Here is a 24628-nt window from a genome sequence, read left to right as displayed (position 1 = left end):
ATATCTATTTCGCCGCCGACGCTCTGCTGCGCCCGCGTTTTTTGGATGGAGTAATGTTTCCGACAAGCGCCTGTACCGATGTTGCGTCAACAGGCCTGCCGAAAAACCAGCCCTGCCCGGATAGCTTATCGCTAATGCCGCGGAAATAGTTGACCTGAGCTTCCGTCTCAAGGCCCTCAACGACAATATCCAGACCGTGTTCATGTGCCATCGAAATAATCTGGGGCACGATTGATACCGTTCCACGTTCATCACCGACTGTACGCGTGAAAGCCTTGTCAATCTTGATGGCATCGACCTGCAGCTCGCCCAAATAAGCGAGATTGGAATAGCCTGTACCAAAGTCATCGATATAAATCCGATGCCCGCGCTCACGCAGTTGCCTGATACCTTCGGTGGCCCTGGCAAAATCGACAGCTGTGCGTTCCGTCAATTCCAATCCGATTTGCTGAGGCTTAATATCAAATTCCCCAAGGCGCTGTTCGAGTGCAGCCATAAATGCCGGGTTCTGCACGTCACCTGCCGTCATATTGATATTGATGCGCAAAGAAAGTTGCTGCCGTAAAAGCTCGCCCATCTCCAAAATCACCTGATCAATGACATATAAGGTGATGCGATCCGCTATACCGGCCGCTTCCGCGCGGGCAATAAATAAATCAGGCGGCACGAAATCGCCCTTCGTTATCTCCCAACGGATCAACGCCTCGAAGCCTGTAATCTTACCATTTCCGATATTAACGACCGGCTGATAAACCAGTGTGAGACTCTTCGCCGCCAGCGCCTTTTCCAAAAGAGAAATCAAAGATTGGTCGCGATTTCGATAATAAATCCAGGCTGCACCAAGACCACCACCAACAAACATTCCGAGAGCAGTAAAAACGAAAGGCAGAAGCTGGTCCGCCTCGGCATACCAACTCTGCGATGTCACAACCGAAATACAGATTCCAGTAACAGGATCACAGGTTTTCTCGCGCAGAATATCGTCTGAAATGCCAAACGACCGACTGCTGCCAGTCGGAACAAAACTGTTTTCAATATTGCCGGGAAACGCCTCTGGGAAACTGTAGAGACGGGCAAATTGCGTTTTGTCCGTGTTTGTCAGGAAAACAACGAAATTATACTGAGAAACGTGCAACGCATCAAAAGCGACCGAGCTCAACACAACATTCGCCTCGCCACGTCCAATGACGGGGCCGTGACTACCGGGTGTAATCAGCTTATGATCACCATAGATATAAGTGCCGTCCATTAACTGCACCTCTTCGGTGGAACGCACTTCGTCAGTGTCAACGTCGTTCAGGAGAGTGGAACACTCAAGTCGATCATTCACGAGACGACCAATATCCTTGACATGATAGCCACCAAACAGCAGCTCGCGTAAATAACGTTTATCCTCGTCAGAGCAGATTGCATAAGGAGAACGGTTGGCCTGTTCCAATGTTTTCTGTGCGGATGTAATGATGCGATTGGCCTGCGACATAAGCACAGACATATAGGCATCCATATCCCGCTCTTCTTCGTGCAGCTGAAACCGATTACCAGCCCATTTTCCAGCAATCGCACCTAGCAGCAGCATAACGGCGATCAGGACATAAACAGGCGATAAAAAAGACCTGCGCTGAAGCACCATCAGAAAACCTGCCGTTCCAATATCGACGATCGGGAAACCAGTTTAAAACATTTTTCTCATGCTACTATGACGCATAAAAATAAAGGAAATGGCTACTATTTCCAATAGTCTCTATAATAATACCAAATTTATATTCTCAGAAGCTATATAAAAATAATGTATAATATAAAGCTGTGACAATTATCAGCACTATAAATAACAAGCGCGATCAAACTGCAAGATAAAAAAAAGGCGCACGCGATAGCAGCGTGCACCCCTTATCATCTCAGCTTCATGCACAGCATCAGCGCCGAAACATGCTCTCAAGCTCAACACTTATTTCGTGTTATACGGACCTTCATCAAAGCCCACAAAAATCTGGACACTACGAGCGCTATCCGACGGGATCGAGATTCCCTTGTCATTAAATACGAATTGCGTCGCACCACCGCCGGTCACATTCACGGTCTGCTTATGCAGCTTGGAATAAATCACCTTGTCACCCTGAAGGACCGCAACGCGGACTGGCATGGTGATGTTACCGCTCTTGTATTTTGGACCGGGCACGACCTTGCCTGCCGCAGCAACGTCAAGAGTGATTGTTCCATCAGTGTACTGGCAAGAACGGGTAGTATCGGTCAACGCCGCCTGATAAATGACGCGGCTCGCATCCTTATCGCCACCCTTTTCATAGGTGTTGAAATAGGCTGTGCCGTCACGCAACGAAACGGTTGGGCAGAAAGCGCGCAACTCCGATTCTTTGATACGTGTCTGGCCGGCGTCTGCCTGTGCGCCATCCGCAGATTTCTGCGTGCCACTTGTCGTGCAGCCTGCGAGTGCTGCGAGCAAAACCGTTGCAAAGACTGGAAACAACGATGAACGATTCTGTAATGCTTTCTGCATAAACCGGGCTTCCCTGCACTGATCGACCTGTTCTATACCACTATGCGATGCGTAGCGTGAGGGTGTTTTCCTGTTTTTTGTCGCCAAGAGCAACCCCCATCCCTACAAGGATGCTTTAATTCTTGCGGCTTTTTTAGGGACGCTCTATTGCATTATGCGGCTAAAATCCGCCTCGACCCGAAATGAAGGCCTTTGAGATGAAATATATCAGCACGCGCGGCGAAGCACCTGTTCTGGGGTTCAGCGACGCTTTGCTCGCCGGACTTGCCCGCGATGGCGGCCTCTATCTTCCTCAGGAATACCCACAATTCACCCCGGAACAAATTCGCGATTTGCGCGGAAAATCCTATGTGGATATCGCGCTGGCTGTACTGACACCTTTCATCGACGGTGAGATTCCACAGGCTGATTTCGAGCGCATGGTGCGTGAAGCCTATGGTTCGTTCCGTCACGATGCAGTCTGCCCTCTGGTTCAGACGGGTTCGAATGAGTTCATTCTTGAACTGTTCCATGGCCCGACGCTTGCCTTCAAAGATGTCGCCATGCAGCTTCTTGCTCGCATGATGGATTATGTGCTGGCCCAACGCGGTGAGCGCGCCACAATTGTCGGCGCCACTTCCGGCGACACAGGCGGCGCGGCTATCGAGGCTTTTGGCGGCCGCAACAATACAGATATCTTTATTCTCTTCCCGAATGGCCGCGTGTCACCGGTGCAGCAGCGCCAGATGACCAGCTCCGGCTTTTCCAACGTTCATGCCCTTTCCATCGAAGGTAACTTCGATGACTGCCAGAATCTGGTCAAAGGCATGTTCAACGATCTCGAATTCCGTGATGCGATTTCGCTTTCCGGTGTGAACTCGATCAACTGGGCGCGTATCATGCCACAGGTGGTCTACTATTTCACAGCAGCGCTGAGCCTTGGTGCGCCTGACCGTGCCGTGTCCTTCACGGTGCCAACCGGTAATTTCGGCGATATTTTTGCAGGCTTCGTTGCCAAGAAAATGGGCCTTCCAATCGATCAGCTCATCATCGCCACCAACGACAACGACATTCTCTCACGCACGCTGGACGGTGGCGCTTACGAAATGCGTGGTGTCGAACAAACAACCTCGCCTTCGATGGACATCCAGATTTCGTCCAATTTCGAGCGTTTATTGTTTGAAGCACACGACCGCGATGCGGCGGCTGTGCGTGGTCTGATGCAGAGCCTGAAGCAGTCGGGCGGCTTCACTATCTCCGAAAAGCCGCTTTCCGCCATTCGCAACGAGTTTTCAGCGGGCCGTTCTACGGTCGAGGAAACTGCGCAAACCATTAAGTCTGTGCTTGAAGCAGATGGTTATCTGCTTGATCCGCACTCGGCGATTGCTGTTAAGGTCGCTCGCGAAAAAGTATCCGGGAACGCACCAATGGTGGTTCTGGCAACAGCCCACCCGGCGAAATTCCCCGATGCCGTAAAGGCTGCGAGCGGTATCAACCCGGAACTTCCGGCATGGCTTTCGGACTTGATGCAACGAAAAGAAAGTTTCACAGTTCTTCACAACGACCTGAAAATCGTGGAAGAATACGTTCGCCGTCATTCTCGGGCATAAAATGCGCGTGCTCTTCTACCGCATCGGCCCAAAAATCGGAATCGAGTTTTGGAAAGCAAGATGCGTAGTTTAAAAGAGTTAGAGCGTCCTTTAGCGTCCAGAAGGACGCCCGGCGCTCTAAGGGAATTAAGAACGGGAACCCGAATGGGACTATGGGAGCATTGTGCTTATGGGTGTTGAAGTAACGCGTCTTTCCAATGGCTTGACCATTGCTACAGATAACATGCCGCATGTGGAAAGCGTCGCGTTGGGTATCTGGGTCAAGGCAGGCGCACGAAACGAAGCTCCGGATCGGCATGGCATCGCCCATCTGCTTGAGCATATGGCTTTCAAGGGCACGGAAAAGCGGACGGCCTGGCAGATCGCCTCGGACATCGAAAATGTTGGCGGCGAGATCAATGCTGCGACGAGCGTCGAGACCACGTCTTATTATGCGCGTGTTCTACGCAACGACATGCCTTTGGCGATCGATATCCTCTCAGATATTCTGACCGCTTCGAAGTTCGATGAAGCGGAGCTTGAGCGCGAAAAGCAGGTCATCATGCAGGAAATCGGTGCTGCGCACGATACGCCTGATGATATCGTCTTCGACCGCTTTACCGAAACCGCTTATCGCCATCAGCCAATCGGACGCGCCATTCTTGGCGAGCCCGATACGGTCATGTCCTTCACTTCGGACGACCTGCGCCAGTATATCGATGAACAGTACAGCGCTGACCGCATGGTGGTGACGGCAGCAGGCGGCATTGATCACGATCAGTTCGTGAAGGAAGTGGAAAAGCGTCTCGGCGGCTTCCGTGCGCACAATACCGCGCCAACGCTTGATCTCGCCACCTATGTTGGCGGTGATTTCCGCGAAAATCGCGAATTGATGGATGCGCAGGTACTGATCGGCTTTGAAGGCCGCGCCTATCATGTGCGCGATTTCTATGCCTCACAGCTTCTTTCCATGATCCTCGGCGGCGGCATGTCTTCGCGGCTGTTTCAGGAAGTGCGTGAAAAGCGCGGCCTTTGTTATTCGGTCTACGCTTTCCATTGGGGCTTTTCCGATACGGGTCTGTTCGGCATCCATGCTGCGACTGGTCGCGATGAACTCGTAGAGCTACTGCCGGTCATTATCGACGAGCTGCACAAAGCAGCGGATTCCATCAGCATTGAGGAAGTCAATCGCGCTCGTGCGCAGTACAGCGCAAGCCTGCTCATGTCGCAGGAAAGCGCTGCAAGCCGCGCGGGACAGATCGCACGCCAGTTCCTGCTCTATGGCCGTCCAGTTGCAAACAGCGAACTGATGGATCGCCTCTCGCTGATCACTCCGGAACGACTGAGCGATCTTGCCGGACGCCTGTTCCTTGACAGCAAGCCGACGATTGCAGGTGTTGGCCCCGTTGGACGTCTGATGGGCTTTGAGGGGCTCACCGATGCTCTCTCGACCAGCGCACATACAAGGAAGATTGCTGTGTAAGGCAGCAAGGATAAGAACGCAGGTGACACGGAATAGTACAACAGGTTTCAGGCGATAAACATATTGCCCCAATGCCTCGCTGTCCTATTTCCCTCACCGCCCTCCTTAAAACAGGAACCCGCATGATCGGCCTGCCATTCCGGCGCAGCAATCCGACAATCCTTCGTGGGAAGCGCATTTATTTGCGCGAGCCATTGATGACCGACTTTGCAAGTTGGGCCAATGTGCGCGAGCAGAGCCGCGCCTTTCTTACCCCATGGGAACCGACCTGGGCCGATGACGACCTGACCAAAAGCGCTTTCCGCCATCGGCTGCGACGCGTACAGGAGGAAATGTCCGATGGCACCGGCTATCCGTTTTTTATTTTCCGTAACGGTGACAACCGGCTTTTAGGCGGAATTACCCTTGGCAACATCAGACGCGGTGTCGGCCAAAGCGGCATGATCGGCTATTGGAGCGGTGTATCCGTCGCCGGCCAAGGCTATATGACCGAAGCCTTATCAATGGTTATCCCCTTTGCTTTCGGGGAACTGAGGTTGCACCGGATTGAAGCTGCCTGTATTCCCCATAATGTACGTTCGATACGGCTTCTCGAAAAAGCCGGATTTCAGAGAGAAGGACTGTTGCGTTCCTATCTCAAAATAAACGGCTTCTGGCAGGATCACCTGTTATTTGCCCTTTTAGAAAGCGACATACGCATGACCAATGGCAAGGTTGAACGCTCGTGAACGGTCTTACAGACAGGTTTTTTTCAGCCTTCGCGCGGATTATCTCCGCGTTCATTGCCATTGTGTTCTTTTCAACGGTTCATGCTTTTGCTGTCGAGCCGATAAAAATCTCAAAAGAAGACACAGCCCTTGACCTTTCGCGCGCTGTTGAGCTGCTGCGCAATCAAGGTGAGAGTGTACAGGTTTCCACCGCCCCCGGTGCAGATGGCATTGTACGCCGTATCGAGGTGCAAGCCGATCCTAATTCCAACGCATCTGGTGACTGGGCCGCTTTTTCCATCGCCAATCCCACGGACGAGCAGATTGACCGCCTGATCGTGGCTCCCCACTTCCGTCTCGTCGGTTCAGGCGTGATCTGGCCTGATCTGGGCTCACAACGTATTTCATCGATTACACCGAGCGAGGGCTTTGCGCTCGACCGCCAGCCAAGTGCGGATGCCGACGTTTTTCGCATTACGCTTAATCCGGGTACGGTCGTCACATTTGTTGCGGAACTCTCGTCACATAATCTTCCCCAGCTCTATCTGTGGGAGCCTGAAGCGTACAAGGATGCGGTCAACTCCTACACGCTTTATCGTGGCATTCTGCTTGGTATTTCCGGCCTTCTCGCACTGTTCTTGACGATCCTCTTCGTTGTTAAGGGAACCTCGCTATTCCCGGCAACTGCCGCGCTTGCATGGGCTGTACTGGCCTATATCTGTGTCGACTTTGGCTTCTGGAACAAGCTGATGGAGATCACGCCCGGCAACGAGCAGGTCTGGCGAGCGGGCACGGAAGTGGCACTCGCCGCCTCTCTGGTGATTTTTCTGTTCACATATCTCAATCTCAACCGATGGCATGATCATTTCAGTTATGGCGCGGTGACATGGGTGTTGGGGCTCATTGCGCTCGCAGGCGTAGCAGTATTCGATCCACCGGTCGCATCGGGCATCGCACGCATGTCGCTGGCGCTCACCGTCGTATCCGGTGTCTTCATCATCGGTTATCTGGCAGTCAAAGGTTATGACCGAGCGGTGATGCTTATTCCCGCCTGGCTGCTTACGCTCATATGGCTGCTCGGTGCCTGGATGGCAGTCTCTGGCCAGCTCGACAATGATATTGTCCAACCCGCTCTCGGCGGTGGTCTGGTCCTCATTGTGCTTCTGATCGGCTTCACTGTCATGCAGCACGCTTTTTCCGGTGGTGCGCTTCAACAGGGCTTGCTCTCAGATATGGAACGGCAGGCGCTGGCTGTCATTGGCGCCGGAGACATTGTCTGGGACTGGGACGTGCCACGTGACCGCGTTGTGACGACGCCAGACATTGCTAATTATCTTGGAAACACCGCAAGTTCGCTGCAGGGGCCTGTGCGAAACTGGCTACCCGCCATGCATGCCGATGATCGTGACCGGTTCCGTTCAACGCTCGATGCCATTCTCGAAAACCGTCGCGGACGCATCGGGCAAATTTTCCGCCTGCGCGCCAATGATGGCCACTATCATTGGTATGCTCTGCGCGCCCGTCCTGTCATCGGTTCGGATGGCGAGATCGTCCGTTGTGTCGGTACGCTGGTCAATGTGACAGAGCAGAAAAAAGCCGAAGAGCGCCTGTTGCACGATGCTGTGCACGACAATCTGACCGGTCTGCCCAATCGTGAGCTATTTCTGGATCGTCTCAGCAACGTGATGAATATGGCGCGCGGCGAGAGCAGACTGCACCCGACCGTTTTCATCATCGACATCGACCGCTTCAAGCAGGTCAACGACAGCCTTGGCATGTCAGCTGGTGATACGATCCTGCTTACCATCTCGCGGCGCCTGTCACGCCTTATGAAGCCACAGGACACGCTTTCACGTTTGTCGTCTGATCAATTCGGCCTTCTGCTCGCGTCTGAAAGCGATCCGGGTCGTATTGCATCTTTTGCTGAAGCTCTGCGTCAGGCAGTTCGTTCGCCGATTGCCTATGCCAAGCGTGAGATTGTGCTAACGGCATCGGTCGGCCTGATCACCTGGACGAAAACCGCTGCCTCAGCGGAGGATTTTGTCAAAGACGCCGAACTGGCCATGCATCAGGCCAAACGCTTCGGCGGCGACCGCATTGAGCCGTTCCGTCCGGCATTCCGTGCAATCGGCAGTGACAAGTTACAGCTGGAATCCGATTTGCGCCGTGCCCTTGAGCGCGATGAAATCAGCCTGGTCTATCAGCCGATTGTCCGGCTTGATGATGGCACCATTGCGGGCTTTGAAGCATTGATGCGCTGGGAGCATCCGCGCCGTGGCGGAATTTCTCCGTCCGAATTTATTCCGATTGCCGAAAGCTCTGGCCTGATCGTGCAGCTTGGACTGTTCGCCATTCAGCGTGCGGCAGAAGATCTGTATGCATGGCAGGAACAGTTCCCCAAGCTTGATCTGTTTGTGTCCGTTAATCTGTCGAGCACACAGTTGATCCGGCAGGATCTGATCAATGATGTGCGCTCGGTTCTCTCGCGCATTCATCTCACGCCCGGCAGCCTCAAGCTGGAATTGACTGAATCCGTGCTGATGGAAAATCCTGAACAGTCGGCCCATGTCCTCGCACGGCTCAAGACCATGGGTGTAGGCCTGTCACTTGACGATTTCGGCACCGGCTATTCTTCACTTGCCTATCTGACGCGCTTTCCGTTCGATATCATCAAGATCGACCGCTCGTTCGTTAAAGGCGATCAGCCGCAAAAGACGACGCTCCTGCGCTCCATCGTCAGCATGGCGCATGATCTCGGTCTTGCCGTTGTGACTGAAGGTGTTGACAGTGAAAGTGATGCTCTTCAATTGCGCCAGATGGGCTGCGAATATGTACAGAGCTTCATGTTTGGCGAACCATCAAGTCGGGAAGATGCAACGCGCATGATCCGGGAACAGCTGGACGCAGCTGCGGCTTAAAGCATTTCCAGCATAAAGTGCGAAGCACTTTTGCGTAGGATAATGCGTACAAACAAATAGTTAGCGGCTCCAACGATTCAGTCTTAACTGGAGCCGCTCTAAGTCTTATTTTTACACGATAATCATTCAGGCATGACCGGCTTCGGAAACGAGCCGCGTCATGTCGATCCCCATCCGGGTCATCAGCCTGTCGTATTTTCCGACAATATCGCTATCAAACAGCATGTCCATCGGCGCCGGGCATGTCAGCCAGCCGTTCTCTGCAAATTCCAGATCGAGCTGTCCGGGTGCCCAGCCCGAGTAGCCCAGGGTCATCAATGCTTGCGTTGGCCCATTGCCTCCATAGATCGCACGCAGAATATCGACCGTTGCTGTGAGACAAATGTCTTCTGTGACCGGCATAGTGGAATCGACCATGTAGTCGTCGGTATGCAACACGAAACCGCGGGTTCGATCGACCGGTCCGCCATCGCGGATGACCATATGCTGCGCGCGCGCCGGTAGCATAATCAGATCCTCATCACCAATGACGCCGATCTGACGAAGGAGATCGGGAAACCCAACCGGCTGGACCTGATTAATGATGAAACCCATCGCGCCCTCTTCAGAATGGGCACAAATATAGACCACTGCGCGGGCAAAACGCTCGTCGCTCATTCCGGGCATTGCGAGCAGGAATTGCCCGTTCAAGAAACCCTGCTCCTGGTTTGGCTTCCTGAGAATTGTCATAGATATGAAGGTAGCAAGACTGCGGCAAATGACAATGAAATTCGTGCAAAGTTTCTTATTGCTTCGAACGGGCTTGATTTTGGATTGCATATTGAAGCAACCTCCCCGCGAATAAATGCAATTAAAGATTGAGAAGAATCATCAGCATGTTGATGTATATAGTTGTAATTTCGGCAGCAGCCTTCTTGGCTTATTCTATATACGCGCAGGTCAGACTTTCTCCGCTTATCGATTTCATCAGGCAAAGCCCGTCAATGACAAAGGCGATCGGAGATGTGTCTGATCTTTATTACATTTTCACCATGCAACGCGGTAATTATCGCTTTGCGTTATATCTTTGGCGCAACCCCACACCGCCAGATGAGATCGCCACAAATTTTGCTGATTATGACGCGCTGCGCATCATATCCAATATTGCTTTTCTGTTTCATCTCGGCCTGGGTTTTGTCATCGTTTCGAGCGTGACACTACAATTGTTGCTGAAACTCTGAACTACAATTTACAGACTTAAACTCAGCCTTGATAGAAACATGATTTTCCATCAATCTCGCCGCATGAGATCAATTCAGTTTCTTGTCCTCCCTCTGCTCTTGAGTGCGGCAGTTGCCGCGCAGGCTGCCACGTCTGACTGGTCGGAAACGCCGGGCGGCAAAGTCCGTGTTATTCTTGAAGACGCAAAGCCGCACGGCGAACTGCGCGGAGCATTGCAAATCGATCTCAATCCCGGATGGAAAACCTATTGGCGCAATCCGGGTGATGCAGGTGTGCCACCGCAGCTCAATATAGAAGGCGGCACTTCTGCGCGGATCGACTATCCGGCCCCCGTATATTTTGATGCCGGTGACGAAGGCGGTATCGGCTACAAACATTCAGTATCGTTGCCACTAACCTTCCACGTAAAACCTGGCGAACAGCGGCTGAAAGGGCATGTCTTTCTCGGCGTCTGTGAAAAAATCTGCATTCCCGTTCAGGCTCAGTTTGATTTTCCATTGAAGGTAACACCAGAACAATCGCCACAGGCCATCGCCGCGCATACGATTGTCGAAACCGCCTTTGGTCGCCTGCCAGCCCCCGCATCCGCCGAGTTTGGCGTAAAAAGCGCAAAGCGAGAGGAAAGCAAAGCGGTTTTTGAGATTGCGCTTCCCGACGCCCACGCACCTGCCGAACTTTTTATCGGAAGCGACCAGCTAAGCCTTTCCGAGGCAAAGCCCGAGAAAGATACTGGTCAATTGCGCTTCGCAGCCACGCTTCATGGCAAAGCTGAGGGCGGCACGCTGATAGACTATACGCTGGTTCAGAATGGCAAAGCAGTTTCCGGACAGGTCAGGCTGGATTAACTTGTAAGATCCGTAATTTGAAATTGTCGAACGGATCATTATCGGCTTAAGTGTCGTCGCCATGTTTCATGCACTGGCAGTCGAAATTCAGCGATTCATACAGGTGGGCAATGACGGCACACGCTCATCTTCAGGAGAAAAACGATGACGATCAAAGTTGGTGACAAGCTGCCCGCAGCAACCTTCAAGATAAAGACCGCAGACGGCGTCAAGGAAGTGACGACTGACGAAGTCTTTGCTGGCAAAAAGGTCGTTCTGTTCGCGGTTCCCGGTGCTTTCACACCGACCTGCAGCCTCAACCACCTGCCGGGCTATCTTGAAAATCGCGATACCATCCTCGCGAAGGGCGTCGATCAGATCGCAGTCGTTGCAGTGAATGACGCTTTCGTTATGGGCGCATGGGCGCAGAGCACTGGCGGCGAAGGCAAGATCCTGTACCTCGCTGATGGTTCCGCCCTTTTTACCAAAGCTCTTGGTCTTGAACTGGATGCAACCGCAGGCGGTCTTGGCATCCGCTCGAAGCGTTATTCGGCTATCGTTGAAGATGGCGTCCTCAAAACCCTCAACATCGAGGAACAGGCTGGTCAGGCCGCTACTTCAAGTGCTGCGACACTAATCGAACAGCTTTAATTTATTCAAAGTTAGCGCCACCGATCTCAACAAATTGCAGCAAGGCAAATAACTTGCCTGAAAATCAAAAAGCCGCGCTGTGCTCCAGCGCAGCCTTTCCTTATTCACAAACCCGATAATCGCTACTTCACTTGAAGCGACTTGTATCCGTTGTATTTAAACGGCTCCATACCTTCACGAGCAAGCTCGTCAGCGCGTTCATTCTCCGGATGACCTGCATGCCCTTTGACCCAGTGCCACGTCACCTTATGCGGCTTGCGCGCCTCATCCAGCGCCTGCCAGAGTTCGGCATTCTTCACCGGCTTCTTGGCTGCGGTTTTCCAGCCATTGCGCTTCCAGCCCTCAATCCAACCAGAAATGCCGTCACGCACATAGACACTGTCAGTGTAAAGATCGACTTCACATGGCTCTTTCAATGCAGATAGCGCCGAAATTGCTGCCATCAGCTCCATGCGATTGTTGGTGGTGTCGGCCTCGCCGCCCTTCAACTCTTTCACATGGCCATTCCAGCGCACAATAGCGCCCCACCCACCGGGACCGGGGTTGCCCGAGCACGCACCGTCGGTGAAAGCCTCTATATGCTTCACGCGGCAGCTCCCGCCAATTCAAGCCCGTATTCTGTTGCAGATGTAACCTGTCGGTGAAAGCGCATACGACGCACATATTCCATAGGGTCTTTTTTCATCACGAAACTGCCGTCGGGAACGGTCAGCCAATCATAGAGACGGGTCAACATGAAACGCACCGCGGCACCTCGGGCCAGAACCGGCAAAGCGTCGATTTCAGCAAGTGAGAGCGGACGCACGGAATTATAGCCGCGCAGGAATGCAGCACCCTTTGTGATATTGAAGGAGAAATCCTTCTCAAAACACCAGGCGTTCAGGCAGACAGCCACGTCATAAGCGAGAATATCCGTGCAGGCGAAGTAGAAGTCGATGAACCCCGACAGCCGATCACCAAGGAAAAACACATTGTCCGGAAAAAGATCGGCATGAATGACGCCTTCCGGCAGTCCAACCGGCCAGCTCTTTTCCAGATAATCGAGATCGCCCTCTGCCTCGGCAACCAGCCCCTGCTCGACACTATCGGCACGTTCTTTCGAAAGATCCCACAGCGGGCGCCAGTCAGGCAATGTCAGACCATTGCGGCGGCGCATAGTGAAGTCTTCACCAGCCAAATGCATTTCAGCCAGCCCACGGCCAACTTCTTCACAATGTGCGACGGTGGGTTTGCGCATCCACATGCCTTCAAGGAAGGTCACGATAGCCGCCGGACGGCCTGCAAGCTCACCGATCATCGCACCATCGCGGCGCACCACCGGCTGTGGGCATTCCAGACCGCGTTTGGAGAGATGCTGCATCAAATTCAGGAAAAATGGCAATTCGTCGCGATTAACACGCTTCTCATAAAGGGTAAGAATGAAAGAGCCTATCGTCGTGTGCAGAAGGTAATTGGTGTTCTCGACCCCTTCTGCAATGCCCTTATATGAGGTCAGAGCACCGATGTCATACTGTTCAAGAAAAGAACCAAGCTCGATTTCATTGATATCTGTATAGACGGCCATGCCGCTTATTTCCCCATATTCACACCGCGAATCTTATCCGAAAACCGTTATGCAGTTTTCGGGATGCGCTCTAATTTCGGTATGCCGACCACCCGGTTTTCACCGTTGACGAATGCCATATCCTGCACCGTCAGCTCCACATCGCGTATTTCACGATTTACAAGGAAGTTTTCGGTTTCGATTATCGTTTCTGCCAGTTCGATTTTGACAGTGAAGCGCGCCTTGAAGGCATCCATGATCTCATCGACGATGATTTCAGGCGCAGATGCGCCAGCCGAAAGACCAACCACTGAAATATCGCCGACTTTGTCCCATTCGATGTCGCTTGCGCGCTGCACGAGCATCGACATGCCCGCGCCAGCCTTTTCGGCTACTTCGACAAGGCGCTTGGAATTGGATGAGTTCGGAGCACCCACAATGAGGAAGAGATCGCAACCGGGAGCGGCTGCGCGCACCGCATCCTGACGATTTGTCGTGGCATAACAGATGGATTCTGCAGCCGGTGCAGTCAGGTTTGGGAAACGCTGCTGCAACTCCTGGATAATTCCCGCAGTATCATCAACCGAAAGCGTCGTCTGTGTAACGAAACCAAGATTATCCGGATCGGTAAACTCGATCTTGCGCGCGTCTTCAACTGTCTCAATGAGCGTCACGGTTCCGTCAGGCAATTGCCCCATCGTGCCGATCACTTCGGGATGGCCGGAATGGCCAATCAGGATCACATGACGGCCAAGGCGCTGATGGCGCATCGCCTGTTTGTGAACCTTGGAAACCAGAGGACAGGTCGCATCAAGATAAAAAAGGTTCTTGGCTTCCGCATCAGCAGGCACCGACTTTGGTACACCATGGGCAGAAAAGACCACAGGCTGATCGCGATGTTCTGCCGGAATTTCATCGAGTTCTTCGACAAAAATTGCGCCGCGTGACTGCAGGCCTTCAACAACATAGCGATTATGCACGATCTCGTGGCGCACATAGACCGGAGCACCATATTTCTTCAATGCCAGCACGACGATCTGGATCGCCCGGTCAACGCCCGCGCAAAAACCACGCGGGCCGCAAAGACGGATTTCCAAAGGGGGACGTGTATCAGTCATAAATCGTGCTCGCTGGGTTCGGCATGGGGCGCGAATAGTTATATAGGGCCGGAGTTGGGCTGCAACGAGACCTTTGTCAACCCTTGTCCATCTTTCGATAACGCCAGAACCAGGTTCCGACAACCCCTAACAGTGCCAAAGCAAGGCCATACCACGTGACTGCATATTGCAGATGGTTGTTGGGAAAATCGATGATCGTGACGCCGCCAATCGGTAAGCCACCAAAATTCGGTTTGTTATCCGCATCGATAAAGAACGGGACCGCATCGTCAAGCGACGGAATATCCGCGCTTTCAGCCATGGCCGACCAATCCTTCCAATAGAATATATTCTTTGCAATATCGTTGTCCGGAACGAAATAGCCGGGCTTAGCACTTAACGGATCGCGGGCCAGTCCGGTAACCGTCACCGGGCCATCCAATTGCCCATCGAGGCGAGTTTCGGCATCCTTTTTCTCATAAGGCACAAACCCACGATTAACGAGGACAAATCGGCCATCTTCAAGCATTAGCGGCGTATAGACATTAAAGCCCGGCTTGCCGTCATAGGTTGAAAGAAAATGTCGCTCGCCCTGATGCATGAAAGTGCCTGAAACCGTCACAGGCCGGTATTCAACCGTTCCTTCTTCACGATAGATTTTTTCCATTTCGGCCAAAGGAAGCGGGGGTTCATGAACCCGCTCTTGTGTGGAAGCAAGCAGGGCTTCTTTCCATTGCAGCCGCTCAACCTGCCATGTTCCCAGCCCGAGCAGGATCACCAACGCGATAAGGGATGCAATCAGTATCCCCCATGGAAACCGCTGCGACTTTTGTACTTCGGTCATTTTCCATCATCCAGACGCCCCTGAGACGCCTTGTTGCGATATTGCATATTGATCAGAATACCCTTGATGCTGCGCATGGCAACAAGGCTTAAGATGATGGCCAGAGGCACCCACAGAATGAAATGGACCCAGAGCGGCGGTCCGTAATTGACCTCCATCCACAAGGCTGCACCAACCACTATAAAACCGATAATGAGAATAACGAAAGCGGCAGGACCATCGCCAGAATCTGCAAAGGAATAATCCAGCCCGCAAGCTCGGCATTTGGGGGCGACTGTCAGAAAGCCATTAAACAGCTTCCCTTCGCCGCAGCGAGGACAATGTCCAGTGATCCCGCTTTTGATCGGATCGACCGGCGGATAAAGATTGTGATCGGACATTGCATGCTCCCATCTAAGCCATCTTCTTTTCGTAGTCGCAAAAGCAGCTTCGTTCTGTTTACCAGACAAGCAAAAGGCGGCCATGTTTCCAAGGCCGCCCTGCAATCTTGACAACCGATAAATCAGCCGCCGTGCATTGGTGCGCCCCAACCGCCCCACACGTAAATCGTGAAGAACAGGAACAGCCAGACAACGTCCACGAAGTGCCAGTACCATGCAGCCGCTTCGAACCCGAAATGGCGTTCAGGTGTGAAATCACCACCCATCGCGCGGAACAGGATAACCAAAAGGAAGATCGTTCCGATGATGACGTGGAAGCCGTGGAAACCGGTTGCCATGAAGAAAGTCGCGCCATAGATCGAGTCTTTGAACTCGAATGGTGCGTGGATGTATTCATAGGCCTGAACGAACGAGAACAGCACGCCCAAAACAACCGTCAGCGCAAGACCTGTGATCATGCCCTTGCGATCCTTGTGGAGCAAAGCATGGTGCGCCCAGGTCAGTGTCGTACCTGAGAGCAGCAGGATAACGGTGTTGTAGAGCGGCAGATGCAGCGGATCGAGCACCTCGATGCCCTTTGGAGGCCACTGGCCACCGGTAAATTCAGCGCGCGCAACCTGATGCACTTCGTTCGGGAAAAGGCTCGCATCAAAGAACGCCCAGAACCATGCTGCGAAGAACATGACTTCCGAGGCAATGAACATGATCATGCCATAGCGCAGATGCAGCGACACGACGCGCGTGTGATGGCCTTCGTGGCCCTCCTTGATGGTGTCCGCCCACCAAGCGTACATGCAGTAAAGAACGATCGCGAGGCCGATGAAGAAAATCCATGGCGTAACAATGTTCAGACCGAAGAACTTGAGCTCGCCGGAATTGATATAGCGCATCCAGGCGATACCGCCGATGGCGAGCACGAAAGCGCCAACCGAACTTAGAAACGGCCATGGGCTTGGCGCTATAATGTGATAATCGTGATTTTTCTCGTGAACGTCAGCCATGTCTCTCCCCAAGGCTCCTCTCTGTGCCTTCCTGTCTAAGTTCCCCAAAAGAATCTCAGACAAATCCCTTAGTATCGCAACATAGAGCCGCTTGGCTCTTTTGTCTTTGCGGCATTGTGTGCCGCGTTATTCTCTACATTCAGCTTCCGTTATTACCCGTCGGTGCCACTTTGGCATTTGCAACAGGCTTTGGCTTATCAATCGGGAAGAACGTGTAGGACAGCGTGATCGTCTTCACATCCTTCAGGTCCGGGTCGTTGACGATCTCAGGATCAACGAAGAAAACAACTGGCATTTCCATGTCTTCACCCGGCTGCAAAGTCGTATCGGTGAAGCAGAAACACTCGACCTTGTTGAAATAGGCACCTGCACGACCTGGAGCGACATTGAAACTCGCGCGGCCATAAGTCGGTTCGTCAAAGAGGTTGCGTGCCTCATATTTTATCATGGTGGTTTCGCCGATGCGCACAGTCACTTCGCGCTCAACCGGCTTGAAATCCCAAGGCAGGCCATTGGCCGTATTGGCGTCGAAACGCACCTTCATCGTCTTGTCGAGAATGGTATCGGAATATTGCTCGACGCGTTGCGTCGTGCCGCCATAGCCTGTCACCTGACAGAAAATACGATAGAGCGGCACAGAGGCATAAGCTGCGCCAATCATGCAGACAAAGAAAGACAGGCACGCGATCGCAACGGTACGATTGGAGCGATTAAGGCGTTTCTGCTTTTCGTCAACCTTCTGCTGATCTGCCATTCCATCCTCCCAGATCGAACCCTTTATCAGTCCACTTAAAAATTAGAACGGACGCACCAGTGCATTCGCTCCCAGCTTGGCCATTGTGCCCACGTAGACGAGAACGACGAACAGAGCCAAAGCAATAGCAAGCCCCCAGGAACGGTTACGCTGAGCTTTTCGCTGCTGCGCAGTTGGTGTAACCAGTTCCAGTTCCTCGTGATGCGGCTTCTGTACGGAATTATCCATTAAATCACTCCAAAGGCTGTCAGCAGCCTGATTGCCAGCGCTTCCACGAGCAGAACCGCGAATACCGCCGACAAGTAAATCAGTGAGAAGCGGAACAGTTTGCGTGCAGCAAGCAGCATCTGCGTATGGCTTTCCGCGACCCACATACGCCATGCATAGTAGACAAATGCCAGACCGAGCAGCGTGGAAATCACCCCGTAAGTGATGCCAGCAAAGCCCATTATGTACGGTAGAACGCCAACCGGTGCCATGATCACGGCGTAGAACATTGCCTGTCGACGGGTTGAGAGTTCGCCCTTCACATTCGGCATCATCGGAATGCGTGCAGCTTCGTAATCATTGCTTGAAAACAACGAGAGTGCCCAGAAATGCGGCGGCGTCCACAGGAAGATAATCATGAACAGAACGACGCTGTCCCACGTGATCTCGCCTGTTGCCGCAGCCCAACCGATCATCGGTGGGAAAGCACCAGCCGCACCACCAATAACGATGTTCTGCGGTGTCGAGCGCTTGAGCCACATCGTATAGATGACGGCGTAGAAGAAAATGGTGAAGGCAAGAAGAGCCGCAGAGAGCCAGTTGACCATCAAACCAAGTGTGATGACCGAAAAGACCGACAAAGTCAGGCCGAAAGCCAAAACCTGATTGGGCGCGATCACGCCGGCAGGAATCGGTCGATTGCGCGTGCGCTTCATCACCGCATCAATATCGGCATCGTACCACATATTGAGTGCGCCAGATGCGCCAGCACCAACCGCAATGCAGAGAATGCTGATCGCAGCCAAAACCGGATTCATATGACCGGGCGCAAGCACCAGACCGACAAGCCCTGTGAACACCACCAGCGACATGACACGCGGCTTCAGCAGGACAAGGTAATCCCGTGCAGTCGCCTCTGAAAGAGCGAATGCGTCGTCGGAAACCGTGTTTTTTTCCACCAGAGACATTAACTTCAACAACCTCGAATTCACCGGACTGGCGCTGTGCTCGGCCCAGAGCACACACCAGCAATCCACTACGACTTTTACCTCCCGGAGATGCATTCACTCCGATCGGAAGCGTCGTTCCTGAACGTCAACCGGCTACGGACGGATCTGAATGCCGCCCGCACATATCACAGTTTTGCGCGAGGGCGAACCCCTTTCAGGGATCGCCCTTTGCACAATTACTTTATACGCGGCAGTTGTTCCCACTGGTGGAACGGCGGAGGCGAAGAAAGCTGCCATTCCAGCGTCGTTGCACCTTCACCCCAAGGGTTTGCACCCGCTTCACGCTTCTTCGCGAATGCCTCGAAGACATTGTAGAGGAAGATCAGCACGGCAAAGCCCGAAATGTAGGAGCCGTAAGACGACACCATGTTCCAGCCTGCATAGGCATCCGGATAGTCGATATAACGACGCGGCATACCGGCAAGACCCAGGAAGTGCTGCGGGAAGAAGACGAGATTAACGCCGATGAAGGTGACCCAGAAGTGCAGCTTCGCGGTGAATTCGTCATACATATAGCCGCTCATCTTCGGGAACCAGTAATACCAGCCCGCGAAGATCGCGAACACTGCACCCAGCGACAGCACGTAATGGAAGTGTGCCACAACGTAATAGGTGTCATGCAGCGCGCGGTCGAGACCGGCATTGGCGAGCTGGACGCCCGTAACACCACCAACAGTGAACAGGAAGATGAAGCCAATCGCCCAAAGCATCGGCGCACGGAAGGTCAACGATCCGCCCCACATCGTCGCGATCCAGGAGAAGATCTTGATACCCGTCGGAACCGCAATAACCATCGTCGCGAAGACAAAGTAGCGCTGCGTGTCGAGCGACAGACCGACCGTATACATGTGGTGCGCCCAGACGACGAAGCCGACAACGCCAATGGCAACCATCGCATATGCCATGCCGAGATAACCGAATACCGGCTTACGCGAGAAGGTCGAAATGATGTGGCTGACAATACCGAAGCCCGGCAGGATCAGAATATACACTTCAGGGTGACCGAAGAACCAGAACAGATGCTGGTAGAGGATCGGATCACCGCCACCGTCTGGCGTGAAGAAAGTCGTGCCGAAGTTGCGATCGGTAAGCAGCATGGTGATGCCACCAGCCAGAACCGGAAGCGACAACAGCAGCAGGAACGCCGTTACAAGCACAGCCCAGGCGAAGAGCGGCATCTTGTGCAGCGTCATGCCCGGAGCGCGCATGTTGAGGATTGTCGTGATGAAGTTGATTGCGCCGAGAATCGATGACGCGCCTGAAATATGCAGAGCCAGAATGGCGAAATCCACTGCAGGTCCAGGCTGACCGGATGTCGAAAGCGGCGGATAGAGCGTCCAGCCACCACCCGGCCCCCAACCGCCAGCCGGACCTGGCATGAACAGCGAGATCAGGAGAAGCGTAAGTGCAGGCGGCAGAAGCCAGAACGAAATATTGTTCATACGTGGAAACGCCATATCAGGCGCACCGATCATCAGCGGAATCATCCAGTTGGCGAAACCACCGATCAGCGCGGGCATCACCATGAAGAAGATCATGACCAGAGCGTGCGCCGAAGTGAACACGTTGAACATATGCTTGCCAGCATCGAGAGCCGCATCGCCCTCAACACCATAAACCATTTGTGCCAGACCATGGAAAATCTGGATGCCAGGCTCCTGAAGCTCAGCGCGCATCGCGATAGACAGCGCGCCGCCAATAATGCCGGCAATGATTGCGAAGATCAGGTACAGAGTACCGATGTCTTTATGATTAGTCGAGTAAACCCAGCGTACCCAGCCTTTTGGCTTGTGGTCGTCATGGGCTCCATGCTCGTGAGCTGCTGTGCCAGCCATGGAATTCGCTCCCGTTTTTCAACAGTCTTGCGTATCGAAGTCTTTAAAGACCCGCCGCAGCCACTTTATCGTTTGCATCGCCTTCAAGATCGGCTTGAAGCGCCTTGTTCGCACCCGGAACATCCGAGGCCGCAGCCGTCAACCAGGTGTCATAACGCTCTTTCGATACGACACGAACGGCGATAGGCATAAAGGCATGATCCTTGCCGCAGAGCTCGGAGCACTGGCCGTAATACAGGCCTTCCTTGTCAGCTTTGAACCAGGCCTCATTGATACGACCCGGTACGGCATCCATTTTCACGCCGAAAGCCGGAATAGTCCAGGAATGGATCACGTCGGCAGCTGTTACCAGAAGACGCACTGTCTCACCAATCGGCACGACGACTTCATTATCGACAGTCAAAAGACGCGGATAACGAGCGCGGTCTTCCTTGCCGGCAGCTGCACGGTCCGCATCCTTGAGAATGAGCGAATCAAAGCTGACCGGCGTTTCGGTCTGATATTCGTAACCCCAGTACCACTGATAGCCCGTAGCCTTGACCGTCAACGTCGGATCTTCGGGCGAATATTGCGCTGTCAGAAGCTGAAATGACGGCACTGCTAAGAAAAGCAGAATGATCACCGGACCCACGGTCCAGACCACTTCGACCGCCGTGTTGTGGCTGGTCTTGGACGGGTTTGGATTTGCGCTCGCGCGGAACTTAATCACGCACCAGATAAGCAAAGCCAGAACCAGCAATGTGATTGGAATGATAAACCAGAGCGTATAGCGCTCAAACCAATGAATCTGCTCGGCAATACCCGTCGCAGCTTCTTGAAATCTTATCTCCCATGGACGCGGCTGATCCGCAAAAGCGGCACCGCTCGTCCACAGCAATGCGAAAGCACCAACGACGGCACCCCTCGTTGTGGCAACAATTTTATCCACCAGAACTCTCTCCCTTTTCGCCCTTTCAGGCTGGACGCCGGACGTTTAGACGGCCGTATCCCCCGTCAGCGTTCAAACCACACCTTAACGCACACCGCAAGGAAGGCGAATATGTTCCTGTGCGGCATTTTTGCGCGCAACCCTGCGTCAGAGCCACGCATCCCGATCATTCAAGAAAGCTTCACAGGCACTAGTGTGGGGGATTTGAAGTTCCTATCATTTGGATGGCATCTGCGTTCAGGAACTTCAAATCCGTAAACCACACTAGCTAAACTTGGGAAAACTTGGGAAAATCACAGAAACACATAATGAAGCCATGATTTAGCAAGAGGTTTCCTCTAACGTGCCGCGTGATAATGGATGCAACTGCCGGGGACGCATCTGGGATGCAATGCCGGTATCACACTCCGATGATGGCTCGGAAGCGACAATAGCTTTTCACCGCCTGTTTTGGAGGGTAACGTCCCGGTGATTCGATCTGGAGATTTCATGATTTTCCGTACATCCGCCCGCCGCTCGATTTTCCAGCGCCTTGCCATCCTCGCAACGGGTGCCGCTGTGGTATTCGCAGCCGCCACAATGCCGTCTGCGGCGCAGGAAACACCAACGCAGCTTCCAGCACCAACACAGACCCCCTCGCAATCGCAATCTGCGACACCGCAGCAAAGCGGCACACTCAAGTCGCAGCATGGCGCGTGGGCGATCCTTTGCGACACGCCTGCCGGTGCGAAGACCGAGCAATGCGCGCTCATTCAGAATGTGGTTGCTGCCAAGCGCCCTGAACTCGGCCTTTCGGTCGTTGTCCTCAAGACCGCCGACAACAAGGCTCGCATTTTGCGTGTTCTGGCGCCGCTCGGTGTGCTGTTGCCGAATGGTCTTGGCCTGAATGTCGACGGCAAGGATATCGGCCGCGCCTATTTCGTGCGTTGTTTTGAAGACGGCTGCTACGCAGAGGTCATCCTTGAAGACGAACTGCTGAACACTTTCCGCAACGGCAAGTCTGCGACCTTCATCGTCTTCCAGACACCGGAAGAAGGCGTCGGCATTCCCGTAGATCTGAAAGGGTTTGGTGAAGGCTTCGACGCTTTGCCATAATCTCAAGGTTGTTCTCAACCGATTTAGCGCTTACATCCTGTGGCAAACACATGCCGCAGGATTATTTTTATGAAGAGCCTGATTGATAGCTTTGATGCCAACCGTGACGATATCGAACGCCTTGTTTCGCAGAGCCTGAAAGGCAGCGATGATGGCGAACTCTTCATAGAGTATCGCGAGGCGGAAGCGCTTGTCTTCGACAATGGGCGCCTCAAGACCGGCTCGTTCAATCAGGATCAAGGTTTCGGCCTGCGTGCCGTGGCTGGCGAAGCCATCGGCTATGCTCATGCAGGCGATCTGTCGCTTGCTGCACTAAAGCGCGCTTCCGATGCTGTTTCAGCCACACTAAGCGGTCACAGCGGTAGCTATGCGGCAGCACCCGCTGGCACCAATCGTCATCTTTATACAGATGAGAACCCAATCGGCTCGCCGACATTTGATGCAAAAGTCCAACTCCTGCAAAAGATCGACGCCTATCTGCGCGCGAAAGACCCAAAAGTTCGGCAGGTGTCTGTTTCCATCGCCGGATCATGGCAGCAGGTTGAGATTCTGCGCGCCGACGGACATTTCGTGCGCGACATTCGCCCGATGGTGCGACTGAGTGTTTCGGTTGTTGCAGGCAACGGCGACCGCCAGGAATCCGGCTCGCATACGCTTGGCGGTCGTAAAGGCTTTGGCGATTTCATCACCACTGAAAGCTGGCAGAGCGTAGCAGACGAAGCCCTGCGTCAGGCCCTCGTCAATCTCGAAGCAATCCCCGCCCCTGCTGGCACCTATGACATCGTTCTCGGCAATGGCTGGCCGGGTGTAATGCTGCACGAAGCTGTGGGCCATGGCCTTGAAGGTGATTTCAATCGCAAGAAGACTTCGGCCTTTGCTGGCCTGCTCGGACAACAGGTGGCATCGAAAGGTGTCACCGTTGTTGATGACGGCACCATCTCGGAGCGTCGTGGTTCGCTCACAATCGATGATGAAGGCACACCGACCAATCGCACGGTGCTGATTGAGGATGGCAAGCTCGTCAATTACATGCAGGACCGGCAGAATGCACGTCTGATGGGCATGGAAGCAACTGGCAACGGACGCCGTGAATCCTATGCGCATGCACCCATGCCGCGCATGACCAACACCTATATGCTGTCAGGCGACAAGTCGCCGGAAGAGATCATCTCATCCATGAAGAAGGGCATTTATGCCGTTTCCTTTGGCGGTGGTCAGGTGGATATCACCTCTGGCAAGTTCGTCTTTGGCTGCACGGAAGCCTATATGATTGAAGACGGCAAAATCGGTGCACCGATCAAGGGCGCGATGCTGATCGGCAATGGTCCGGATGCCATGCAACGCATTTCGATGATTGGTAACGATATGAAGCTCGATACCGGCAGCGGCAATTGCGGCAAGGGCGGACAGTGGGTGCCAGTAGGTGTGGGCCAGCCACATCTGCGCATGGATCAGGTTACGGTCGGCGGTACGGCGGTTTAAAATTCCGCCATGCAACTGATCGATAAATATCTGCCTGAATATGGCTTCAGCGAAATCCATGGCTGCGATGTGAACGCCTCGCCCGAGGTAGTCCTGCAGGCAGCCATTGCTTATCGGCCTGAGACAGATGTATTTTTCCGCAGCATGATAGGCTTGCGCGAATTGCCAATGCGCGCCATCGCACGCCTGCGCGGGCGTGAAAGCTCGGTTTCACAACCCTTCGGCCTGCATGAGTTTACATTGCTCGAACATCAACCCGGTCAGGCACTGGTTTATGGGCTTGTAGGGCAATTCTGGAAGGCTGATTTCGGCCTCTTTAAAATCGAAAACGCAGAGGCCTATCTGACTTTCCGCACGCCGGGCGTTGCAAAGCTGGCGCTCACCTTCACCGTAACCGAACAAGGCGGGAAAACGCGTCTTGTCACCGAAACGCGGGTATTTTGCCCTGACCGCACCAGCCATCTTCGTTTTCTGCCATATTGGTATCTGATCCGCCCCGTCAGCGGCCTGATCCGGAACAGAATTCTCGGTTCCATCAAGAGGGCAAGCGAGACGTCGCACTGAGTTG

24 protein-coding genes are annotated in these 24628 nt (G+C 53.5%); 10 read left to right on the top strand and 14 right to left on the bottom strand.

Annotation, left to right across the window (positions count from 1 at the left end):
* Positions 1 to 4: 4 nt before the first annotated feature.
* The gene (locus C9380_RS03475; RefSeq protein ID WP_128092994.1) at positions 5 to 1630 is read right to left on the bottom strand and encodes an EAL domain-containing protein; all 1626 of its coding nucleotides are present in this window, start codon (positions 1628 to 1630) and stop codon (positions 5 to 7) included.
* Positions 1631 to 1945: 315 nt separating this feature from the next.
* Entirely contained in the window at positions 1946 to 2512 is a 567-nt protein-coding gene (locus tag C9380_RS03470; protein WP_024897210.1) for a hypothetical protein, read from the bottom strand.
* Between the two features lie 197 nt (positions 2513 to 2709).
* On the opposite strand from C9380_RS03470, the gene thrC reads away from it, so the two are divergent.
* The 4 genes from thrC to C9380_RS03450 all read left to right on the top strand — a co-directional run bounded on the left by thrC (position 2710) and on the right by C9380_RS03450 (position 9188).
* Positions 2710 to 4101, top strand: a complete 1392-nt coding sequence (thrC, locus tag C9380_RS03465; RefSeq protein ID WP_128092993.1) for a threonine synthase — start codon at positions 2710 to 2712, stop codon at positions 4099 to 4101.
* Positions 4102 to 4270: 169 nt separating this feature from the next.
* Positions 4271 to 5563, top strand: a complete 1293-nt coding sequence (locus C9380_RS03460; protein WP_024897208.1) for a M16 family metallopeptidase — start codon at positions 4271 to 4273, stop codon at positions 5561 to 5563.
* Positions 5564 to 5685: 122 nt separating this feature from the next.
* Positions 5686 to 6291, top strand: a complete 606-nt coding sequence (locus C9380_RS03455) for a GNAT family N-acetyltransferase (protein ID WP_024897207.1) — start codon at positions 5686 to 5688, stop codon at positions 6289 to 6291.
* 38 nt (positions 6292 to 6329) lie between these two features.
* Positions 6330 to 9188, top strand: a complete 2859-nt coding sequence (locus C9380_RS03450) for an EAL domain-containing protein (protein WP_374844393.1) — start codon at positions 6330 to 6332, stop codon at positions 9186 to 9188.
* 126 nt (positions 9189 to 9314) lie between these two features.
* Here the strand turns inward: C9380_RS03450 and C9380_RS03445 are convergent, their stop codons facing one another.
* Positions 9315 to 9917 (bottom strand): YqgE/AlgH family protein, encoded by a 603-nt coding sequence (locus C9380_RS03445; RefSeq protein WP_024896209.1) that lies wholly within the window; start codon positions 9915 to 9917, stop codon positions 9315 to 9317.
* Positions 9918 to 10171: 254 nt separating this feature from the next.
* Between C9380_RS03445 and C9380_RS03440 the strand changes: the two genes are divergently transcribed.
* The 3 genes from C9380_RS03440 to C9380_RS03430 all read left to right on the top strand — a co-directional run bounded on the left by C9380_RS03440 (position 10172) and on the right by C9380_RS03430 (position 11884).
* Positions 10172 to 10408 carry a hypothetical protein gene (locus C9380_RS03440; RefSeq protein ID WP_128092991.1) on the top strand — a complete coding sequence of 79 codons (237 nt, stop codon included), beginning with the start codon at positions 10172 to 10174 and terminating at the stop codon, positions 10406 to 10408.
* A 63-nt stretch (positions 10409 to 10471) separates the two neighbouring features.
* Positions 10472 to 11254, top strand: coding sequence for a protein-disulfide reductase DsbD domain-containing protein (locus tag C9380_RS03435; RefSeq protein ID WP_024896207.1), 783 nt, complete (start codon positions 10472 to 10474; stop codon positions 11252 to 11254).
* 144 nt (positions 11255 to 11398) lie between these two features.
* Positions 11399 to 11884 carry a peroxiredoxin gene (locus tag C9380_RS03430; protein WP_105705316.1) on the top strand — a complete coding sequence of 162 codons (486 nt, stop codon included), beginning with the start codon at positions 11399 to 11401 and terminating at the stop codon, positions 11882 to 11884.
* 122 nt (positions 11885 to 12006) lie between these two features.
* Here the strand turns inward: C9380_RS03430 and rnhA are convergent, their stop codons facing one another.
* From rnhA to coxB, 11 genes are all read right to left on the bottom strand, one after another.
* On the bottom strand, positions 12007 to 12471 hold the full coding sequence (rnhA, locus tag C9380_RS03425; protein WP_024896205.1) for a ribonuclease HI: 465 nt from the start codon (positions 12469 to 12471) through the stop codon (positions 12007 to 12009).
* Positions 12468 to 13448: a homoserine kinase gene (locus tag C9380_RS03420; protein ID WP_024896204.1), complete on the bottom strand. Its 981-nt coding sequence runs from the start codon at positions 13446 to 13448 to the stop codon at positions 12468 to 12470. The genes rnhA and C9380_RS03420 overlap by 4 nt, the downstream gene beginning before the upstream one ends.
* 47 nt (positions 13449 to 13495) lie before the next feature.
* On the bottom strand, positions 13496 to 14545 hold the full coding sequence (ispH, locus tag C9380_RS03415) for a 4-hydroxy-3-methylbut-2-enyl diphosphate reductase (RefSeq protein WP_024896203.1): 1050 nt from the start codon (positions 14543 to 14545) through the stop codon (positions 13496 to 13498).
* A gap of 76 nt (positions 14546 to 14621) precedes the next feature.
* Positions 14622 to 15368, bottom strand: a complete 747-nt coding sequence (locus C9380_RS03410; RefSeq protein WP_128092990.1) for an SURF1 family protein — start codon at positions 15366 to 15368, stop codon at positions 14622 to 14624.
* Positions 15365 to 15748 carry a DUF983 domain-containing protein gene (locus C9380_RS03405; RefSeq protein WP_100559552.1) on the bottom strand — a complete coding sequence of 128 codons (384 nt, stop codon included), beginning with the start codon at positions 15746 to 15748 and terminating at the stop codon, positions 15365 to 15367. The genes C9380_RS03410 and C9380_RS03405 overlap by 4 nt, the downstream gene beginning before the upstream one ends.
* A 122-nt stretch (positions 15749 to 15870) precedes the next feature.
* Entirely contained in the window at positions 15871 to 16749 is an 879-nt protein-coding gene (locus C9380_RS03400; protein WP_024896200.1) for a cytochrome c oxidase subunit 3, read from the bottom strand.
* A gap of 139 nt (positions 16750 to 16888) precedes the next feature.
* Positions 16889 to 17503, bottom strand: a complete 615-nt coding sequence (locus C9380_RS03395; protein ID WP_095446190.1) for a cytochrome c oxidase assembly protein — start codon at positions 17501 to 17503, stop codon at positions 16889 to 16891.
* Positions 17504 to 17545: 42 nt separating this feature from the next.
* Complete coding sequence (locus C9380_RS03390; RefSeq protein ID WP_128092989.1) at positions 17546 to 17731, bottom strand: cytochrome c oxidase system small membrane protein; 186 nt, start codon at positions 17729 to 17731, stop codon at positions 17546 to 17548.
* Positions 17731 to 18678 (bottom strand): heme o synthase, encoded by a 948-nt coding sequence (cyoE, locus tag C9380_RS03385; RefSeq protein WP_128092988.1) that lies wholly within the window; start codon positions 18676 to 18678, stop codon positions 17731 to 17733. Before cyoE ends, C9380_RS03390 begins: the two co-directional genes overlap by 1 nt.
* Positions 18679 to 18896: 218 nt before the next feature.
* Positions 18897 to 20555 carry a cytochrome c oxidase subunit I gene (ctaD, locus tag C9380_RS03380; protein WP_024896196.1) on the bottom strand — a complete coding sequence of 553 codons (1659 nt, stop codon included), beginning with the start codon at positions 20553 to 20555 and terminating at the stop codon, positions 18897 to 18899.
* Positions 20556 to 20598: 43 nt separating this feature from the next.
* Positions 20599 to 21483, bottom strand: coding sequence for a cytochrome c oxidase subunit II (gene coxB / locus C9380_RS03375; protein WP_024896195.1), 885 nt, complete (start codon positions 21481 to 21483; stop codon positions 20599 to 20601).
* Positions 21484 to 21972: 489 nt separating this feature from the next.
* Between coxB and C9380_RS03370 the strand changes: the two genes are divergently transcribed.
* From C9380_RS03370 to C9380_RS03360, 3 genes are all read left to right on the top strand, one after another.
* Complete coding sequence (locus tag C9380_RS03370) at positions 21973 to 22578, top strand: invasion associated locus B family protein (RefSeq protein WP_128092987.1); 606 nt, start codon at positions 21973 to 21975, stop codon at positions 22576 to 22578.
* A 69-nt stretch (positions 22579 to 22647) separates the two neighbouring features.
* Positions 22648 to 24060: a metalloprotease TldD gene (gene tldD / locus C9380_RS03365; protein WP_128092986.1), complete on the top strand. Its 1413-nt coding sequence runs from the start codon at positions 22648 to 22650 to the stop codon at positions 24058 to 24060.
* Positions 24061 to 24069: 9 nt separating this feature from the next.
* Positions 24070 to 24624 carry a hypothetical protein gene (locus C9380_RS03360; protein ID WP_128092985.1) on the top strand — a complete coding sequence of 185 codons (555 nt, stop codon included), beginning with the start codon at positions 24070 to 24072 and terminating at the stop codon, positions 24622 to 24624.
* Positions 24625 to 24628 lie beyond the last annotated feature (4 nt).

The organism is Brucella pituitosa (genome assembly GCF_003049685.1).
GTDB classification, from domain to species: Bacteria; Pseudomonadota; Alphaproteobacteria; order Rhizobiales; family Rhizobiaceae; genus Brucella; species Brucella pituitosa.
Note: the sequence above shows the minus strand (reverse complement) of the source record. Positions and strands in the feature narration are given on the sequence as shown.

What these genes read in the sequence shown, in the direction of transcription:
- C9380_RS03370 (WP_128092987.1), top strand. Translation starts at nt 21,973, where the DNA reads ATGATTTTCCGTACATCCGCCCGCCGCTCGATTTTCCAGCGCCTTGCC.
- C9380_RS03470 (WP_024897210.1), bottom strand. Translation starts at nt 2,512, where the DNA reads ATGCAGAAAGCATTACAGAATCGTTCATCGTTGTTTCCAGTCTTTGCA.
- C9380_RS03395 (WP_095446190.1), bottom strand. Translation starts at nt 17,503, where the DNA reads ATGGCAGATCAGCAGAAGGTTGACGAAAAGCAGAAACGCCTTAATCGC.
- C9380_RS03360 (WP_128092985.1), top strand. Translation starts at nt 24,070, where the DNA reads ATGCAACTGATCGATAAATATCTGCCTGAATATGGCTTCAGCGAAATC.
- C9380_RS03420 (WP_024896204.1), bottom strand. Translation starts at nt 13,448, where the DNA reads ATGGCCGTCTATACAGATATCAATGAAATCGAGCTTGGTTCTTTTCTT.
- thrC (WP_128092993.1), top strand. Translation starts at nt 2,710, where the DNA reads ATGAAATATATCAGCACGCGCGGCGAAGCACCTGTTCTGGGGTTCAGC.
- C9380_RS03430 (WP_105705316.1), top strand. Translation starts at nt 11,399, where the DNA reads ATGACGATCAAAGTTGGTGACAAGCTGCCCGCAGCAACCTTCAAGATA.
- C9380_RS03445 (WP_024896209.1), bottom strand. Translation starts at nt 9,917, where the DNA reads ATGACAATTCTCAGGAAGCCAAACCAGGAGCAGGGTTTCTTGAACGGG.
- ctaD (WP_024896196.1), bottom strand. Translation starts at nt 20,555, where the DNA reads ATGGCTGGCACAGCAGCTCACGAGCATGGAGCCCATGACGACCACAAG.
- C9380_RS03400 (WP_024896200.1), bottom strand. Translation starts at nt 16,749, where the DNA reads ATGGCTGACGTTCACGAGAAAAATCACGATTATCACATTATAGCGCCA.
- C9380_RS03440 (WP_128092991.1), top strand. Translation starts at nt 10,172, where the DNA reads ATGACAAAGGCGATCGGAGATGTGTCTGATCTTTATTACATTTTCACC.
- cyoE (WP_128092988.1), bottom strand. Translation starts at nt 18,678, where the DNA reads ATGTCTCTGGTGGAAAAAAACACGGTTTCCGACGACGCATTCGCTCTT.
- C9380_RS03460 (WP_024897208.1), top strand. Translation starts at nt 4,271, where the DNA reads ATGGGTGTTGAAGTAACGCGTCTTTCCAATGGCTTGACCATTGCTACA.
- tldD (WP_128092986.1), top strand. Translation starts at nt 22,648, where the DNA reads ATGAAGAGCCTGATTGATAGCTTTGATGCCAACCGTGACGATATCGAA.
- C9380_RS03405 (WP_100559552.1), bottom strand. Translation starts at nt 15,748, where the DNA reads ATGTCCGATCACAATCTTTATCCGCCGGTCGATCCGATCAAAAGCGGG.
- C9380_RS03390 (WP_128092989.1), bottom strand. Translation starts at nt 17,731, where the DNA reads ATGGATAATTCCGTACAGAAGCCGCATCACGAGGAACTGGAACTGGTT.
- C9380_RS03475 (WP_128092994.1), bottom strand. Translation starts at nt 1,630, where the DNA reads ATGGTGCTTCAGCGCAGGTCTTTTTTATCGCCTGTTTATGTCCTGATC.
- C9380_RS03435 (WP_024896207.1), top strand. Translation starts at nt 10,472, where the DNA reads ATGAGATCAATTCAGTTTCTTGTCCTCCCTCTGCTCTTGAGTGCGGCA.
- C9380_RS03455 (WP_024897207.1), top strand. Translation starts at nt 5,686, where the DNA reads ATGATCGGCCTGCCATTCCGGCGCAGCAATCCGACAATCCTTCGTGGG.
- C9380_RS03410 (WP_128092990.1), bottom strand. Translation starts at nt 15,368, where the DNA reads ATGACCGAAGTACAAAAGTCGCAGCGGTTTCCATGGGGGATACTGATT.
- ispH (WP_024896203.1), bottom strand. Translation starts at nt 14,545, where the DNA reads ATGACTGATACACGTCCCCCTTTGGAAATCCGTCTTTGCGGCCCGCGT.